Source organism: Enterobacter cloacae complex sp. IR5459 (assembly GCF_049238005.1).
In the GTDB taxonomy this organism is placed as follows: Bacteria; Pseudomonadota; Gammaproteobacteria; order Enterobacterales; family Enterobacteriaceae; genus Enterobacter; species Enterobacter hormaechei_C.
The window spans coordinates 151190-165881 of the sequence record NZ_JBMKIG010000006.1 but is presented as its reverse complement, the minus strand read 5'-3'; the positions used below and the strand labels follow the sequence as shown (position 1 = coordinate 165881).

Sequence of the window (14692 nt, the reverse complement as noted above, 5' to 3'; positions counted from 1 at the left end):
GCGTGACGAAACCGTTGCCATCCAGTACCATAGCGCCCTTTCCATTCCCGGACCCATTTTTCGATGACCGTCTTTTTTGACGGGGTCGAACTATTGCCTGCAATTAAAGATTAGAGCCGAACAACTATGCCTTTTACACTTGGTCAACGCTGGATCAGCGATACAGAAAGCGAACTTGGATTAGGAACCGTCGTTGCCGTCGATGCGCGCATGGTTACCCTCCTTTTCCCTGCTACCGGTGAAAACCGCCTGTACGCTCGCAATGACTCCCCTGTTACCCGCGTAATGTTCAATCCGGGCGACACCGTGACCAGCCACGAAGGCTGGCAGCTGAAGGTTGAAGACGTAAAAGAAGAGAATGGACTGCTCGCCTACATCGGTACGCGTCTTGATACCGACGAGACGAATGTTATCCTGCGTGAAGTGCTGCTCGACAGCAAACTGGTTTTCAGCAAGCCGCAGGACCGTCTGTTTGCCGGGCAAATCGACCGAATGGATCGCTTCTCTCTGCGCTACCGCGCGTGTAAGTTCCAGAGTGAACAGTACCGCATGCCGTGGAGCGGCCTGCGCGGTCAGCGTACCAGCCTTATTCCCCATCAGCTGAATATCGCCCATGACGTGGGCCGTCGCCATGCGCCTCGCGTGCTGCTGGCTGACGAAGTGGGCCTGGGTAAAACCATCGAAGCAGGCATGATCCTGCACCAGCAGCTGCTCTCTGGCGCTGCCGAGCGCGTGCTGATTGTGGTGCCGGAAACGCTGCAACACCAGTGGCTGGTCGAGATGCTGCGCCGCTTTAACCTGCGCTTCTCCCTGTTCGACGACGAGCGCTATGCCGAAGCCCAGCACGACGCGGACAACCCGTTTGAAACCGAACAGTTGGTCATTTGTTCCCTGGACTTCGTGCGCCGCAGCAAGCAACGCCTGGAGCATCTGTGCGACGCTGAATGGGATCTGATGGTCGTCGACGAAGCACACCACCTCGTCTGGAGCGAGGACGCGCCAAGCCGCGAATACATGGCGATTGAGCAGCTTGCCGAGCGCGTACCAGGCGTTCTGCTTCTGACCGCCACCCCGGAGCAGCTGGGTCTTGAGAGCCACTTCGCCCGTCTGCGCCTGCTCGATCCGAACCGTTTCCACGATTTTGAGCAGTTTGTTGAAGAGCAGAAAAACTATCGTCCGGTGGCGGACGCCGTCGCGCTGCTGCTGGCCGGTAATCGTCTCTCTAATGATGAACTTAACACCCTCAGCGATCTTATCGGCGAGCAGGATATTGAGCCTCTGCTTCAGGCCGCGAACAGCGACAGCGATAATGCGGGATCTGCGCGTAAAGAGCTGATCGACATGCTGATGGACCGCCACGGCACCAGCCGCGTGCTGTTCCGTAACACCCGTAACGGTGTAAAAGGCTTCCCGAAACGCGAACTGCACACCATCAAATTGCCGCTGCCGACCCAGTACCAGACGGCGATCAAAGTCTCCGGCATTATGGGCACCCGTAAATCTGCGGAAGATCGCGCGCGCGACATGCTCTATCCGGAGCAGATTTATCAGGAATTTGAAGGCGACACTGGCACCTGGTGGAACTTCGATCCGCGCGTGGAGTGGTTGATGGGTTATCTGACCGCGCACCGTTCCCGGAAGGTGCTGGTGATCTGCGCCAAGGCAGCCACCGCCCTGCAACTTGAACAAGTGCTGCGCGAGCGCGAAGGTATTCGCGCCGCCGTGTTCCATGAAGGCATGTCTATTATCGAGCGCGACCGCGCTGCGGCGTGGTTTAGTGAAGAGGACAGCGGCGCGCAGGTTCTGCTGTGCTCCGAAATCGGTTCTGAAGGCCGTAACTTCCAGTTCGCCAGCAATCTGGTGATGTTCGATCTGCCGTTTAACCCAGATCTGCTTGAGCAGCGTATCGGCCGTCTGGATCGTATCGGTCAGGCGCACGATATCCAGATCCACGTTCCGTATCTGGAGAAAACCGCCCAGTCCGTTCTGGTTCGCTGGTACCACGAAGGCCTGGATGCGTTTGAACATACCTGCCCGACCGGCCGCACCATTTACGATCAGGTGCATGCAGACCTGATCGGTTACCTTGCGGCGCCGGAAAACACCGAGGGCTTTGATGAGCTGATCAAATCCTGTCGAGAGAAGCACGACGCGCTGAAAGCCCAGCTGGAGCAGGGGCGCGATCGCCTGCTGGAGATCCACTCCAACGGCGGTGAAAAAGCGCAGCAGCTGGCCGAAAGTATTGAAGAACAGGACGATGACACCAGCCTGATTAGCTTCTCCATGAACCTGTTCGACATCGTCGGCATTAACCAGGACGATCGCGGCGAGAACATGATCGTGCTGACCCCGTCCGATCATATGCTGGTGCCGGATTTCCCGGGCCTGCCGGAAGACGGCTGCACCATCACCTTTGAGCGTGATGTGGCGCTGTCCCGCGAAGATGCACAGTTCATCACCTGGGAGCACCCGCTCATCCGCAATGGCCTGGATCTGATCCTCTCAGGCGATACCGGCAGCAGCACCATCTCCCTGTTGAAGAACAAAGCCTTACCTGTGGGCACGTTGCTGGTGGAGCTGATCTACGTTGTGGAAGCGCAGGCGCCGAAACAGCTTCAGCTTAACCGCTTCCTGCCGCCAACCCCGGTGCGTCTGCTGCTGGATAAAAACGGTACGAACCTGGCCGGTCAGGTGGAGTTTGAAAGCTTCAACCGTCAGCTGAGCGCGGTGAACCGCCATACCGGCAGCAAGCTGGTGAATGCGGTGCAGCAGGACGTGCATGCCATTCTGCAACTGGGTGAAGCCCAGGCCGAAAAAGCGGCCAGAGAACTGATCGATGCGGCGCGTAGCGAAGCCGATGAGAAGCTTTCTGCCGAGCTGTCGCGCCTGGAAGCGTTGAAAGCGGTGAACCCGAACATTCGTGACGATGAGCTGGCCGCTATTGAGAGCAATCGCCAGCAGGTGCTGGAAAGCCTGAATCAGGCGGGGTGGCGTCTCGACGCCCTGCGTCTTATCGTTGTGACGCATCAGTAAGCGGAGCGCAAGATGGTAATGGAGCCCTACAATCCCCCGATGGATCCGTGGCTGGTCATTCTGTATCAGGATGAGCACATTATGGTGGTTAACAAGCCGAGCGGCTTGTTATCCGTGCCGGGGCGTCTGGAAGAGCATAAAGACAGCGTGATGACGCGTATCCAGCGTGATTATCCCCAGGCCGAGTCTGTCCATCGTCTGGATATGGCGACCAGCGGCGTGATTGTGGTGGCTCTGAATAAAGCGGCAGAACGCGAGCTGAAGCGTCAGTTCCGCGAGCGCGAGCCGAAGAAGCAGTATGTCGCGCGCGTCTGGGGTCATCCGGCGCAGGCGGAAGGGCTGGTGGATTTACCGCTGATTTGCGACTGGCCGAACCGGCCAAAGCAGAAGGTGTGTTATGAAACCGGCAAGGCCGCGCAAACCGAGTATGAAGTGCTGGAGTACGCGCCTGATAACACCGCGCGCGTCCTGCTAAAGCCGATTACCGGGCGCTCCCACCAGCTGCGTGTGCATATGCTTGCGATGGGTCACCCGATTCTGGGGGACAGATTCTATGCGCCGCCAGAAGCGCTGGCCTTAGCGCCGCGCCTGCAACTGCATGCGCAGACGCTCACCCTTACCCACCCTGCTTTCGGCAACGCCATGACGTTCAAAGCCCCGGTGGACTTCTGAAAAAATGGCCCGACACTGTCGGGCCATTTTTTATTTAAAACCTTTCTGCTCTTTAATCAGCTCGTAGGCTTTCTGAATTTCCTGCGCTTTTTGCTTCGCCATCTCCATCATCTCTGGCGGCAGGCCTTTCGCCACCAGCTTATCCGGATGGTGCTCGCTCATCAGCTTACGATAGGCGCGTTTGATGGTCGTGACATCGTCAGACGGCTTCACGCCGAGGACGTTGCAGGCATCTTCAAGCGTAGGGCCACGCTGCGCCTGCTGCCAGCCGCCGGAGGAGTGCTGTTGCTGATAACCACCGCCAAACTGCGCGCCGCCCTGCATCATACGCAGGAACTGGTCGAACTGCATGCGGGAAATGCCCAGCTCTTCGGCAATCACATATAAAACGTCCCGTTCATTCGGATGCAGAGAACCATCCGCGAAGGCGGCCTGGATTTGAATTTCCAGAAACATCCGAATTAAATCAAAACGCCCGAAACAGATGCTACGGAACTGCCGCATTTTTTCACGCAGCGGGTAGTTATCTGATTTACCAATCCGGAACGCATTCTGCGCCGCGATGCGGGATTCGCCGTGCAGATTCATGCGATCCATAAAGACGCTGGCCACCTGAATATCGGCTTCCGTTACGCGCCCTTTTGATTTGGTTAAGTGCCCCATCACCTCGAAGGTGGTGGAGAAGAAGAGTGACTGGCGCTCGCGCTGATTGGCAAACCAGGCCATTTTGCGGCTGCGTGCTTTATCAAACATATGGCCGATAATGAGGCCAAGAACGACACCCCAGAATCCGGCACCCATAATAATTGCGAACGCAACGCCGATTATTTTACCCCAATACTGCATATACTCCCCGAATGGTCATGTTCCTGGCCGACGCAACGCCATCATTACAGTGGTCGCGCCACGGTCAATTGAGGGACATCGCCTATAATTTGCATTATCATACTCGTCATTCGATAGCGAGCCTAACACTCTGGCGCGCAAACGGGCAGGATTAACGCTGGTACTGCGCTGATGAGTAAGATAGTCTCTGAGCGTTTGTAAGCCGTAGCCACTGATGACGGAACAATAAAATACAACGTATGAAAAAACGTATCCCCACCCTTCTGGCCACAATGATTGGCACCGCCCTGTATAGCCAACAGGGGCTCGCAGCCGATCTCGCCTCGCAGTGTATGCTTGGCGTCCCAAGTTACAATCGCCCACTGGTGAAAGGCGATACGAATGACTTACCCGTCACCATTAATGCCGACAGCGCAAAAGGTAATTATCCTGACAATGCAACCTTTACGGGCAATGTCGATATTAACCAGGGCAATAGTCGCCTGCTTGCTGACGAAGTGCAATTGCACCAGAAGCAACCGGAAGGTGCTCAGGCGCCTGTCCGTACGGTGGATGCGCTGGGTAATGTGCACTATGACGACAATCAGGTCATCCTGAAAGGTCCGAAAGCCTGGTCGAATCTGAATACCAAAGACACCAACGTCTGGGAAGGTGATTACCAGATGGTCGGTCGTCAGGGGCGCGGTACCGCGGACCTGATGAAGCAGCGCGGCGAAAACCGCTACACCATTCTCGAAAACGGCACGTTTACCTCCTGTTTGCCAGGGTCAAATACCTGGAGCGTTGTGGGCAGTGAAGTGATCCACGACCGTGAAGAACAGGTTGCAGAGATCTGGAACGCTCGTTTTAAACTCGGCCCGGTGCCCATTTTCTATAGTCCTTACCTGCAACTGCCCGTGGGTGACAAACGTCGTTCAGGTTTCCTGATCCCGAACGCCAAGTACAGCACATCGAACTACTTTGAGTTCTACCTGCCGTACTACTGGAACATTGCGCCCAACATGGACGCCACGATCACGCCGCACTATATCCATAAGCGCGGCAACATCATGTGGGAGAACGAATTCCGCTATCTGACCAAGGCGGGCGCGGGTCTGATGGAATTTGATTATCTGCCATCAGATAAGGTCTTCCAGGACGAACATCCAAGCGAAGGTGATAAGCACCGCTGGATGTACTACTGGAAGCACGCCGGGGTATTGGATCAGGTGTGGCGCTTCAACATCGACTACACCAAAGTCAGCGATCCGTATTACTTCAACGACTTTGATTCTAAATACGGCTCCAGTACCGACGGTTACGCCACGCAGAAATTCAGCGTGGGCTACGCCATTGAGAACTTTGACGCGACGGTGTCGACCAAACAGTTCCAGGTGTTTGATACGCAATCGCGTAGTACCTATGGTGCCGAGCCGCAGCTGGACGTGAACTGGTATCAGAACGATGTTGGTCCTTTCGACACGCGCGTTTACGCTCAGGCGGTCCATTTCGTCAACACCAACTCGGATATGCCGGAATCAACGCGTCTGCATATCGAGCCGACGATCAACCTGCCGTGGTCAAACGACTGGGCGAGTCTGAATACCGAAGCCAAAGTGATGGCCACCCACTACCAACAGAAGAATCTGGACTGGTATAACAAACGTTATGGCACCGATCTTGAAGAATCGGTAAACCGTACGCTTCCGCAATTCAAAATGGACGGGAAGCTGATCTTCGAACGTGATATGGGCCTTCTCGCCGATGGATACACTCAGACGCTTGAGCCACGTATGCAGTATCTTTATGTGCCTTATCGCGATCAGAGCAAAATTCAAAACTATGACTCGTCCTTCCTGCAATCAGACTACAGCGGCCTGTTCCGTGACCGTACCTACGGCGGCCTTGACCGTATTGCTTCTGCTAACCAGTTAACGACCGGCGTCACAACGCGCGTATATGATGATGCTGCCGTTGAACGTTTTAACGTTTCTGTTGGTCAAATCTACTATTTCACCGAGTCTCGCACCGGTGATGACGACATTAACTGGGAGAAAGACAACAAAACGGGCTCACTGGTATGGGCAGGCGACACCTACTGGCGCATGACGGATCGTTGGGGTCTGCGCGGTGGTGTTCAATACGATACACGACTGGACAATATCGCGACGGGCAGCGCTGCCATCGAATATCGTCGTGATGAAGACCGCATGTTGCAGTTAACGTACCGTTACGCCAGCCCGGAGTATATCCAGGCGACACTGCCAAACTATGCGAATACAGACCAATACAAAGACGGTATTTCACAGGTGGGTACCGCCGCGAGCTGGCCGATTGCCGATCGTTGGTCAGTCGTCGGGGCCTACTACTATGACACGAATGCCCAAAAACCTGCTGACCAGATGCTGGGTCTGCAATATAACTCCTGCTGTTACGCAATACGTGTCGGTTACGAACGCAAACTTAACGGTTGGGATACGCAAAACAGTCAGGGTAAATACGATAACGTGATTGGCTTTAATATCGAGTTGCGCGGCCTGAGTTCTAACTACGGTCTGGGCACGCAGCAGATGCTGCGCTCGAACATTCTGCCGTATCGTAGTTCATTGTAATATGCTTGATTTACAACGTAATCCGCTTTGCGGTTAATTGAAATGGAAAAAGTATGAAGAACTGGAAAACGCTGCTACTCGGTGTCGCTATGGTTGCGAATACCAGCTTCGCGGCCCCACAGGTTGTCGATAAAGTCGCGGCTGTGGTTAACAACGGCGTCGTGCTTGAAAGTGACGTTGACGGTTTGATGAAATCTGTAAAGCTCAACTCGGGCCAGGCAGGTCAACAACTTCCGGATGACGCTACGCTGCGCCACCAGATCCTGGAACGTCTGATCATGGATCAGATTGTCCTGCAAATGGGCCAGAAAATGGGTGTGAAGATCTCTGACGAGCAGCTCGATCAGGCGATCGCCAACATTGCAAAGCAGAACAACATTACCCCGGACCAGATGCGTAGCCGCCTCGCCTATGACGGCATCAGCTACGCCACCTACCGCAATCAGATCCGTAAAGAGATGCTGATTTCAGAAGTGCGTAATAATGAAGTCCGTCGCCGCGTCACCATCCTGCCGCAGGAAGTGGATGCCCTGGCAAAACAGGTGGGGAATCAGAATGATGCCAGCACAGAGCTTAACCTGAGCCACATCCTGATCCCACTGCCGGAAAACCCAACCTCCGATCAGGCGGCAGAGGCGGAAAGCCAGGCGCGCGCTATCGTTGAGCAGGCGCGTAATGGCGATGACTTCGGCAAGCTGGCGATCACCTATTCCGCTGACCAGCAGGCGCTGAAAGGCGGCCAGATGGGCTGGGGGCGTATTCAGGAGCTGCCATCCCTGTTTGCCCAGGCGCTGAGCACCGCGAAGAAAGGCGATATCGTCGGTCCAATCCGTTCCGGTGTGGGCTTCCACATTCTGAAAGTGAACGACCTGCGCGGCCAGAGCCAGAACATTTCGGTTACTGAAGTTCACGCGCGTCATATCCTGCTTAAGCCGTCTCCGATCATGACTGACGATCAGGCCCGTGCGAAGCTGGAACAGATCGCCGCAGACATCAAGAGCGGTAAAACCACCTTCGATAAAGCAGCAAAAGAGTTCTCTCAGGATCCTGGCTCTGCAAACCAGGGCGGTGACCTGGGTTGGGCGGCCGCTGATATTTACGATCCGGCTTTCCGCGATGCGTTAATGAAGCTGAATAAAGGCCAGATGAGCGCGCCGGTACACTCTTCCTTCGGCTGGCATCTGATCCAGCTGATGGACACGCGCAACGTGGATAAAACCGACGCGGCGCAGAAAGACCGCGCGTATCGCATGCTGTTTAACCGTAAGTTCTCTGAAGAAGCCGCAACCTGGATGCAGGAACAACGCGCCAGCGCTTACGTGAAAGTGTTGAGCAACTGATGAAACCGCATCGTGTTGTGATCACCCCCGGCGAACCCGCCGGGATTGGGCCTGACCTGGTGGTTCAGCTCGCCCAGCGCAGCTGGCCGGTAGAGTTGGTTGTCTGTGCAGATGCAACACTGTTACAAGACCGGGCAGCTTTGCTCGGTCTGCCTTTAACGCTCCTCCCTTACGTTGAAGGCCAACAGCCCGCACCGCAGCAGTCTGGTACTCTCACCCTGCTTTCTGTTCCGCTCCGTGCGCCTGTTGTCCCCGGCGAGTTACACACCGAAAACGGCCACTACGTTGTCGAGACGCTGGCGCGCGCCTGTGACGGTTGCCTTCAGGGCGAATTTGCCGCCCTGATCACCGGTCCGGTGCATAAAGGCGTGATCAATGACGCGGGCATTCCGTTTACCGGGCATACCGAATTTTTCGAAGAGCGTTCGCACAGCCCGAAAGTGGTGATGATGCTGGCAACCGAAGCAATGCGCGTTGCGCTGGTAACAACGCACCTGCCGATCAAAGCCATTCCGGATGCCATTACGCCTGAACTCCTGCGTGAGATCATTGGCATTTTGCATCACGATCTGCAAACCAAATTCGGCATTCCGCAGCCGCATGTGCTGGTTTGCGGCCTGAATCCGCACGCGGGTGAGGGCGGACATATGGGCACCGAAGAGATCGACACCATCATTCCGGTGCTTGAGGAGATGCGGGCGAAGGGGATGAACCTCAGCGGGCCTCTGCCTGCCGACACCCTTTTCCAGCCCAAATACCTGGATAATGCCGACGCCGTACTCGCGATGTACCACGATCAGGGTCTGCCCGTGCTAAAATACCAGGGCTTTGGCCGCGGGGTGAATATCACCCTCGGTTTACCCTTTATTCGAACGTCCGTTGACCACGGTACTGCGCTGGATCTGGCAGGCCAGGGAAAAGCGGATGTCGGCAGTTTTATTACGGCGCTTAATCTCGCCATCAAAATGATTGTTAATACTCAATGACTAATCGAGTCCATCAGGGCCACTTAGCCCGTAAACGCTTCGGGCAAAACTTCCTCAACGATCAGTTTGTGATCGACAGTATCGTTTCTGCCATTAATCCGCAGAAAGGTCAGGCCATGGTCGAAATCGGCCCGGGACTTGCCGCGCTGACCGAGCCGGTAGGCGAACGCCTCGACGAACTGACCGTTATCGAACTCGACCGCGATCTGGCCGCGCGTCTGCAAACGCACCCGTTCCTCGGGCCGAAGCTGACGATTTATCAGCAGGATGCGATGACCATGAACTTTGGCGAACTGTCAGAAAAAATGGGACAGCCGCTGCGCGTGTTCGGTAACCTGCCGTACAACATCTCCACCCCGCTGATGTTCCATCTGTTTAGCTATACTGATGCCATTGCCGACATGCACTTCATGTTGCAAAAAGAGGTCGTTAACCGTCTGGTTGCAGGGCCGAACAGTAAAGCGTATGGTCGTTTAAGCGTGATGGCGCAATATTACTGCAACGTGATCCCGGTATTAGAAGTACCGCCTTCCGCATTCACGCCACCGCCAAAGGTAGATTCTGCGGTTGTGCGCCTGGTGCCACATAAAACGATGCCGTACCCGGTCAAAGACCTGCGCGTGCTGAGCCGTATCACGACAGAAGCCTTTAACCAGCGCCGTAAAACGATTCGTAACAGCCTTGGCAATCTGTTTACCGTTGACGTATTAGCTGAGTTGGGCATCGACCCGGCAATGCGTGCGGAAAATATTTCCGTAGAGCAGTACTGCAAGCTGGCTAATTACATCAGCGACAATGCGCCGCCGAAGGAGAGCTAAGCCATGATTGATTCGCCCCGCGTCTGTGTTCAGGTTCAAAGCGTCTACATTGAGTCCCAATCCACACCGGATGAAGAACGTTTTGTCTTTGCTTATACCGTAACCATTCGCAATCTGGGGCGGATGCCTGTGCAACTGCTCGGGCGCTACTGGCTTATCACCAACGGCAATGGCCGTGAAATTGAAGTCCAGGGCGAAGGTGTGGTCGGTGAACAACCCCATATCGCCCCTGGCGAAGAGTATCAGTACACCAGCGGCGCGGTAATTGAAACGCCGCTGGGTACCATGCAGGGCCATTACGAAATGGTCGATGCCGACGGTAATGCTTTCCGCATTGCTATTCCCGTATTCCGTCTCGCCGTACCTACACTTATTCATTAATCTAATGTCTACATATCTGATTGGCGACGTTCACGGTTGCTACGATGAACTGATCGCATTATTAAAACAGGTCGACTTCACCCCCGGGCAGGATACGCTCTGGCTGACGGGCGACTTAGTGGCGCGCGGTCCCGGTTCTCTGGACGTCCTCCGCTATGTCAAATCGCTGGGCGACAGCGTGCGCATGGTGCTGGGCAACCACGATCTGCATCTGCTGGCCGTATACGCCGGGATCAGCCGTAATAAGCCGAAAGATCGCATTACCCCCCTGCTGGAAGCGCCGGATGCCGATGAGTTGCTCAACTGGCTGCGTCGCCAGCCGCTGCTACAGATTGACGAAGAGAAAAAACTGGTGATGGCGCATGCCGGCATCACGCCTCAGTGGGATCTTGAGACGGCAAAAACCTGCGCGCGCGACGCCGAAGCGGTGCTGGCGAGCGACTCCTACCCGTTCTTCCTTGATGCGATGTACGGCGACATGCCAAATAACTGGAGTGATGATCTCAGCGGCCTGGCGCGACTGCGTTTTATCACCAATGCCTTTACGCGCATGCGCTACTGCTTCCCGAACGGGCAGCTGGATATGTATTGCAAAGATACGCCGGAAAATGCGCCTGCGCCGCTTAAGCCGTGGTTTGCCATTCCGGGCCCCGTGACAAACGAATACAGCGTGGTATTTGGGCACTGGGCATCGCTGGAAGGAAAAGGCACCCCGGAAAATATCTACGCGCTGGATACCGGATGCTGCTGGGGCGGGGATTTAACCTGCTTACGCTGGGAAGATAAAACTTACTTTGTGCAGCCATCCAACCGACAGCTGGACTTAGGCGAAGGTGAGGCGGTCGCCTCCTGAAGATGTTTATCCTCTCCCTTCGAGGAGAGGATAAAACCGTTAACGACGTTCCAGAATTTCGAAGCAGTAGCTGTGCGAGTTTTGCGCATCCGCATCGTGAAACTCACTGAATACAGACTCCCACTCGTCCGGATCGTAATCCGGGAAATGGGTATCCCCTTCCACTTCCGCATCAATGTGCGTCAGATACAGTTTCTGCGCTTTTGGCAGGAACTGCTCATACACACGCCCGCCGCCGATCACCATGATCTCTTCGGCATCGCCGCAGGCGGCAATGGCTTCATCAACGGACTTAACCCACTGCACGCGATCGTCAGTGCCCGGCTGGCTACTGATCACAATATTCTTACGACCCGGCAATGGACGACCAATCGACTCCCAGGTCAGGCGGCCCATCACTACCGGCTTGTTTAACGTAGTACGTTTAAACCATGCGAGATCGGCAGGCAGGTTCCACGGCATGGCGTTTTCCATGCCGATAACGCGGTCTACCGCCAGCGCTGCAATCAGACTGATCATTGAAAATTTCCCGGATGCAAAAAATTGCCGCCACTATACGGAAAGCTTAATCTTTCGTCGACTGGCGGCAGGGTAAAGAATTAGAAATTTTTTAATATTGCTGGCAACTCCACTTCACGCAGAGGGTTTACTCTCCGGTTCATCCTCAGGATCACCGGTATGCTTGCCCTCTTCCGTTCCTTGCCAGCCGTGGCGCTGAACCAGCGACAGGTGATTACGATCCTCGTTGATGATCTCCGTCAGCATGGTGCTGGTGCGTTTAAACACCGCAGCGCGTTCGGTTGCCGTACTGCTCGCCATCGCCACCATCTCTTCCACCATCTCATGGTTAAAACGGCGGAATAAATCGGCACGCTCACGCGCTTCATACGCGCCAAGTCCCAGGCTTTCCAGCGCCATGCGGCCAGATTTGAGCGCCCCTTCGAAGGTTTCACGTTCAGGGGCTGCCACACCCGCCTGACGGAGCTGGATGTAATGATCCACATCGCGCGCACGAGAGATAATGGTCAGATGCGGAAAATGCTCTTTGACCAGCTCAACCATCTGCATACTGGTCTCTGGATCGTCGATGGCGTTAATCAGTACCTCGGCCTTCGCCGCGCCGGCGGATTCCAGCAGATCAACCCGGGTCGCATCACCGTAAAATACTTTCATATCGAATTTACGCAGCGTATCCACATGGTCAGGATCGTGATCGAGGATAACCATCTTGACTCCGCTGGAGAGCAGTAAACGGCCGGTAATCTGCCCGAAGCGGCCAAATCCGGCGATGATCACCCGCGGCTGCTCCTCGTCGATCTCATCGGCTTCTCGTTCCTGTTCGCTTCCCGTTTTTTCCAGACGCGTCAGCAACACCAGCAGGATCGGCGTTGCGGCCATCGACAGCGCAACCGCCAGCGTCAGCGCTTTTGCCCATTCCGGATCGAGTACATTTGCCATCTGCGCTGCGCCAAAGACCACGAAAGCAAACTCACTCCCCTGCCCCAGCAGCACGGCAAACCAGCGGCGCTGCGGTTTTGGCACGTTTAACGGGCGGGCGATCAGCCACAGCATCGCCATTTTAATGACCAGGAAACCCACCAGCAGAATGATGATGCGCAGCGGATGGGTCACCAGCGTCCCGAAGTCGATAGACATCCCGACGCCGATGAAAAACAGCCCCAGCAGCAATCCTTTAAACGGCTCGATATCGCTTTCCAGCGCGTGACGGTATTCGGAGCTAGCCAGTAAGACCCCCGCGAGGAAGGCGCCCATTGCCATCGACAGCCCGGCCTCTTCAAGCAGCAATCCAAAACCAAACACCAGGAATAACGCAACGGCGCTGAATACTTCGCGCAGGCCAGAGCGAGCAACAAAGCGCAGCAGCGGACGCGTTACGTAGCGACCAAGCAGAACAACCAGCGCCAGCGCACCAACAACCTTCAGCGCTGATAAGGCAAATGCCCCCAGCGTCGTTGATGCGCCGCTGGTTGCCAGCAGCGGGATCATCGCCACCAGCGGGATGGCAGCAATATCCTGGAACAACAGTACGGAGAAGGTACTGCGCCCCATTTGCGACACCGTCAGGTTACGCTCGTTCATAGCCTGCATGGCAATAGCCGTCGAGGAGAGCGCCAGCGTCATGCCGATCAACTCCGCGACTTTCCACTCCATCCCGAGCAGAATGCAGAACCCGCCCAACAGCAGACCGCAGGCCAGCATTTGCAGAGCGCCTCCGCCAAACACCGAGGCGCGCAGTTTCCACAGCCGCTGCGGATCCAGCTCCAGGCCAATCACGAACAGCATAAGCACCACGCCGATCTCCGCAAAATGCAGGATCGACTCGGCATCCGTCACCAGCCGAAAACCCCAGGGGCCAATTACACACCCGGCAATCAGATAGCCGAGCACCGAGCCCAGCCCCAGACGAACCGCCACGGGCACAATTAATGCCGCCGCGCCAAGATAAATCAGCGCCTGTATCAGCGTATGGCTATCCATTGTGCGTCTCCTGCCACTCAAGTAAGCGTTGTTTGTAGTGACGAGCCTGCGCCTGCAAGGTTTCATCGTCGCAGACAAAGGTACAGTGCATCGCAAAAGGCGGAAGCCAGTTCAGACCGCAGTAAAGGGCAGTAGCCTGGAGCGGCTGCGCCAGCACGTCAAATCCGGGGAAGGCGCCAATCTCAAAATGGCTTTCCCCCCCGCCGGTGGTAACAGCCCACATCAGGCTTTTGCCATGAAGCGCGTTGCCGTTGTGTCCGTATGCCCAACCGTGGGAGAAAACTTTGTCGATCCACAATTTCAGCAGCGGAGGGGTGCTGTACCACTGCATCGGATGCTGCCAGACGATCAAATCGGCACGAGAGAGCGCCTCCTGTTCGGCGGCGACATCGATATTAAAATCAGGATAGAGTTGATAGAGGGAACGTATCTCTACGTTTTCGAGCGTCCTTGCCTGCTCAAGCATCCGCTTATTCGCATGCGAATGCTGCGGATAGGGGTGCGCATAAATTATCAGAACCATGAATATGCCTGTCTTCTGCTTTTCTTGTAGCAATGAGTGTAGACAGTTCCCCCCCCAACTGAAAGAGGCTAACGACCGCTTCAAAGTAAATCGCAAGGATTGGCAACCTTTGTCGCCATACAAACGCGACTGACGCGAAAGAAGGAGCAC

General features: G+C 55.5%; 12 protein-coding genes. 8 read left to right on the top strand and 4 right to left on the bottom strand.

What is annotated here, in order from left to right:
* Positions 1 to 126: 126 nt before the first annotated feature.
* Positions 127 to 3033: an RNA polymerase-associated protein RapA gene (rapA, locus tag ACOTX4_RS14535; RefSeq protein WP_421635394.1), complete on the top strand. Its 2907-nt coding sequence runs from the start codon at positions 127 to 129 to the stop codon at positions 3031 to 3033.
* Positions 3034 to 3045: 12 nt separating this feature from the next.
* Positions 3046 to 3705: a bifunctional tRNA pseudouridine(32) synthase/23S rRNA pseudouridine(746) synthase RluA gene (rluA, locus tag ACOTX4_RS14530; RefSeq protein WP_045330923.1), complete on the top strand. Its 660-nt coding sequence runs from the start codon at positions 3046 to 3048 to the stop codon at positions 3703 to 3705.
* Positions 3706 to 3735: 30 nt separating this feature from the next.
* Here the strand turns inward: rluA and djlA are convergent, their stop codons facing one another.
* Entirely contained in the window at positions 3736 to 4551 is an 816-nt protein-coding gene (gene djlA, locus ACOTX4_RS14525) for a co-chaperone DjlA (RefSeq protein ID WP_023315375.1), read from the bottom strand.
* A 239-nt stretch (positions 4552 to 4790) separates the two neighbouring features.
* Here djlA and lptD point away from each other — a divergent pair, with 239 nt between their 5' ends.
* From lptD to apaH, 6 genes are read left to right on the top strand one after another with little or no spacing between them, the layout of a single operon-like run.
* Entirely contained in the window at positions 4791 to 7142 is a 2352-nt protein-coding gene (gene lptD, locus ACOTX4_RS14520; protein WP_045330920.1) for an LPS assembly protein LptD, read from the top strand.
* Between the two features lie 53 nt (positions 7143 to 7195).
* Positions 7196 to 8482: a peptidylprolyl isomerase SurA gene (surA, locus tag ACOTX4_RS14515; protein WP_003856417.1), complete on the top strand. Its 1287-nt coding sequence runs from the start codon at positions 7196 to 7198 to the stop codon at positions 8480 to 8482.
* Positions 8482 to 9468, top strand: a complete 987-nt coding sequence (gene pdxA, locus ACOTX4_RS14510) for a 4-hydroxythreonine-4-phosphate dehydrogenase PdxA (RefSeq protein ID WP_003856419.1) — start codon at positions 8482 to 8484, stop codon at positions 9466 to 9468. Before surA ends, pdxA begins: the two co-directional genes overlap by 1 nt.
* A complete protein-coding gene (gene rsmA / locus ACOTX4_RS14505) occupies positions 9465 to 10286 on the top strand; it encodes a 16S rRNA (adenine(1518)-N(6)/adenine(1519)-N(6))-dimethyltransferase RsmA (RefSeq protein ID WP_003856423.1) in 822 nt (273 codons plus the stop codon). Before pdxA ends, rsmA begins: the two co-directional genes overlap by 4 nt.
* A gap of 3 nt (positions 10287 to 10289) precedes the next feature.
* On the top strand, positions 10290 to 10667 hold the full coding sequence (apaG, locus tag ACOTX4_RS14500; RefSeq protein WP_003856425.1) for a Co2+/Mg2+ efflux protein ApaG: 378 nt from the start codon (positions 10290 to 10292) through the stop codon (positions 10665 to 10667).
* A 4-nt stretch (positions 10668 to 10671) separates the two neighbouring features.
* Positions 10672 to 11520 (top strand): bis(5'-nucleosyl)-tetraphosphatase (symmetrical) ApaH, encoded by an 849-nt coding sequence (apaH, locus tag ACOTX4_RS14495; RefSeq protein ID WP_015572649.1) that lies wholly within the window; start codon positions 10672 to 10674, stop codon positions 11518 to 11520.
* Between the two features lie 39 nt (positions 11521 to 11559).
* On the opposite strand, the gene folA is transcribed toward apaH, so the two are convergent.
* The 3 genes from folA to kefF all read right to left on the bottom strand — a co-directional run bounded on the left by folA (position 11560) and on the right by kefF (position 14542).
* Positions 11560 to 12039 (bottom strand): type 3 dihydrofolate reductase, encoded by a 480-nt coding sequence (gene folA / locus ACOTX4_RS14490; RefSeq protein ID WP_003856431.1) that lies wholly within the window; start codon positions 12037 to 12039, stop codon positions 11560 to 11562.
* Between the two features lie 114 nt (positions 12040 to 12153).
* Entirely contained in the window at positions 12154 to 14019 is a 1866-nt protein-coding gene (gene kefC / locus ACOTX4_RS14485) for a glutathione-regulated potassium-efflux system protein KefC (protein ID WP_003856433.1), read from the bottom strand.
* Positions 14012 to 14542: a glutathione-regulated potassium-efflux system oxidoreductase KefF gene (gene kefF, locus ACOTX4_RS14480; RefSeq protein WP_003856435.1), complete on the bottom strand. Its 531-nt coding sequence runs from the start codon at positions 14540 to 14542 to the stop codon at positions 14012 to 14014. The genes kefC and kefF overlap by 8 nt, the downstream gene beginning before the upstream one ends.
* Between the last annotated feature and the right edge of the window lie 150 nt (positions 14543 to 14692).

Coding starts and splice junctions, on each gene's coding strand:
- rapA (WP_421635394.1), top strand. CDS start 127: ATGCCTTTTACACTTGGTCAACGCTGGATCAGCGATACAGAAAGCGAA.
- rluA (WP_045330923.1), top strand. CDS start 3,046: ATGGTAATGGAGCCCTACAATCCCCCGATGGATCCGTGGCTGGTCATT.
- djlA (WP_023315375.1), bottom strand. CDS start 4,551: ATGCAGTATTGGGGTAAAATAATCGGCGTTGCGTTCGCAATTATTATG.
- lptD (WP_045330920.1), top strand. CDS start 4,791: ATGAAAAAACGTATCCCCACCCTTCTGGCCACAATGATTGGCACCGCC.
- surA (WP_003856417.1), top strand. CDS start 7,196: ATGAAGAACTGGAAAACGCTGCTACTCGGTGTCGCTATGGTTGCGAAT.
- pdxA (WP_003856419.1), top strand. CDS start 8,482: ATGAAACCGCATCGTGTTGTGATCACCCCCGGCGAACCCGCCGGGATT.
- rsmA (WP_003856423.1), top strand. CDS start 9,465: ATGACTAATCGAGTCCATCAGGGCCACTTAGCCCGTAAACGCTTCGGG.
- apaG (WP_003856425.1), top strand. CDS start 10,290: ATGATTGATTCGCCCCGCGTCTGTGTTCAGGTTCAAAGCGTCTACATT.
- apaH (WP_015572649.1), top strand. CDS start 10,672: ATGTCTACATATCTGATTGGCGACGTTCACGGTTGCTACGATGAACTG.
- folA (WP_003856431.1), bottom strand. CDS start 12,039: ATGATCAGTCTGATTGCAGCGCTGGCGGTAGACCGCGTTATCGGCATG.
- kefC (WP_003856433.1), bottom strand. CDS start 14,019: ATGGATAGCCATACGCTGATACAGGCGCTGATTTATCTTGGCGCGGCG.
- kefF (WP_003856435.1), bottom strand. CDS start 14,542: ATGGTTCTGATAATTTATGCGCACCCCTATCCGCAGCATTCGCATGCG.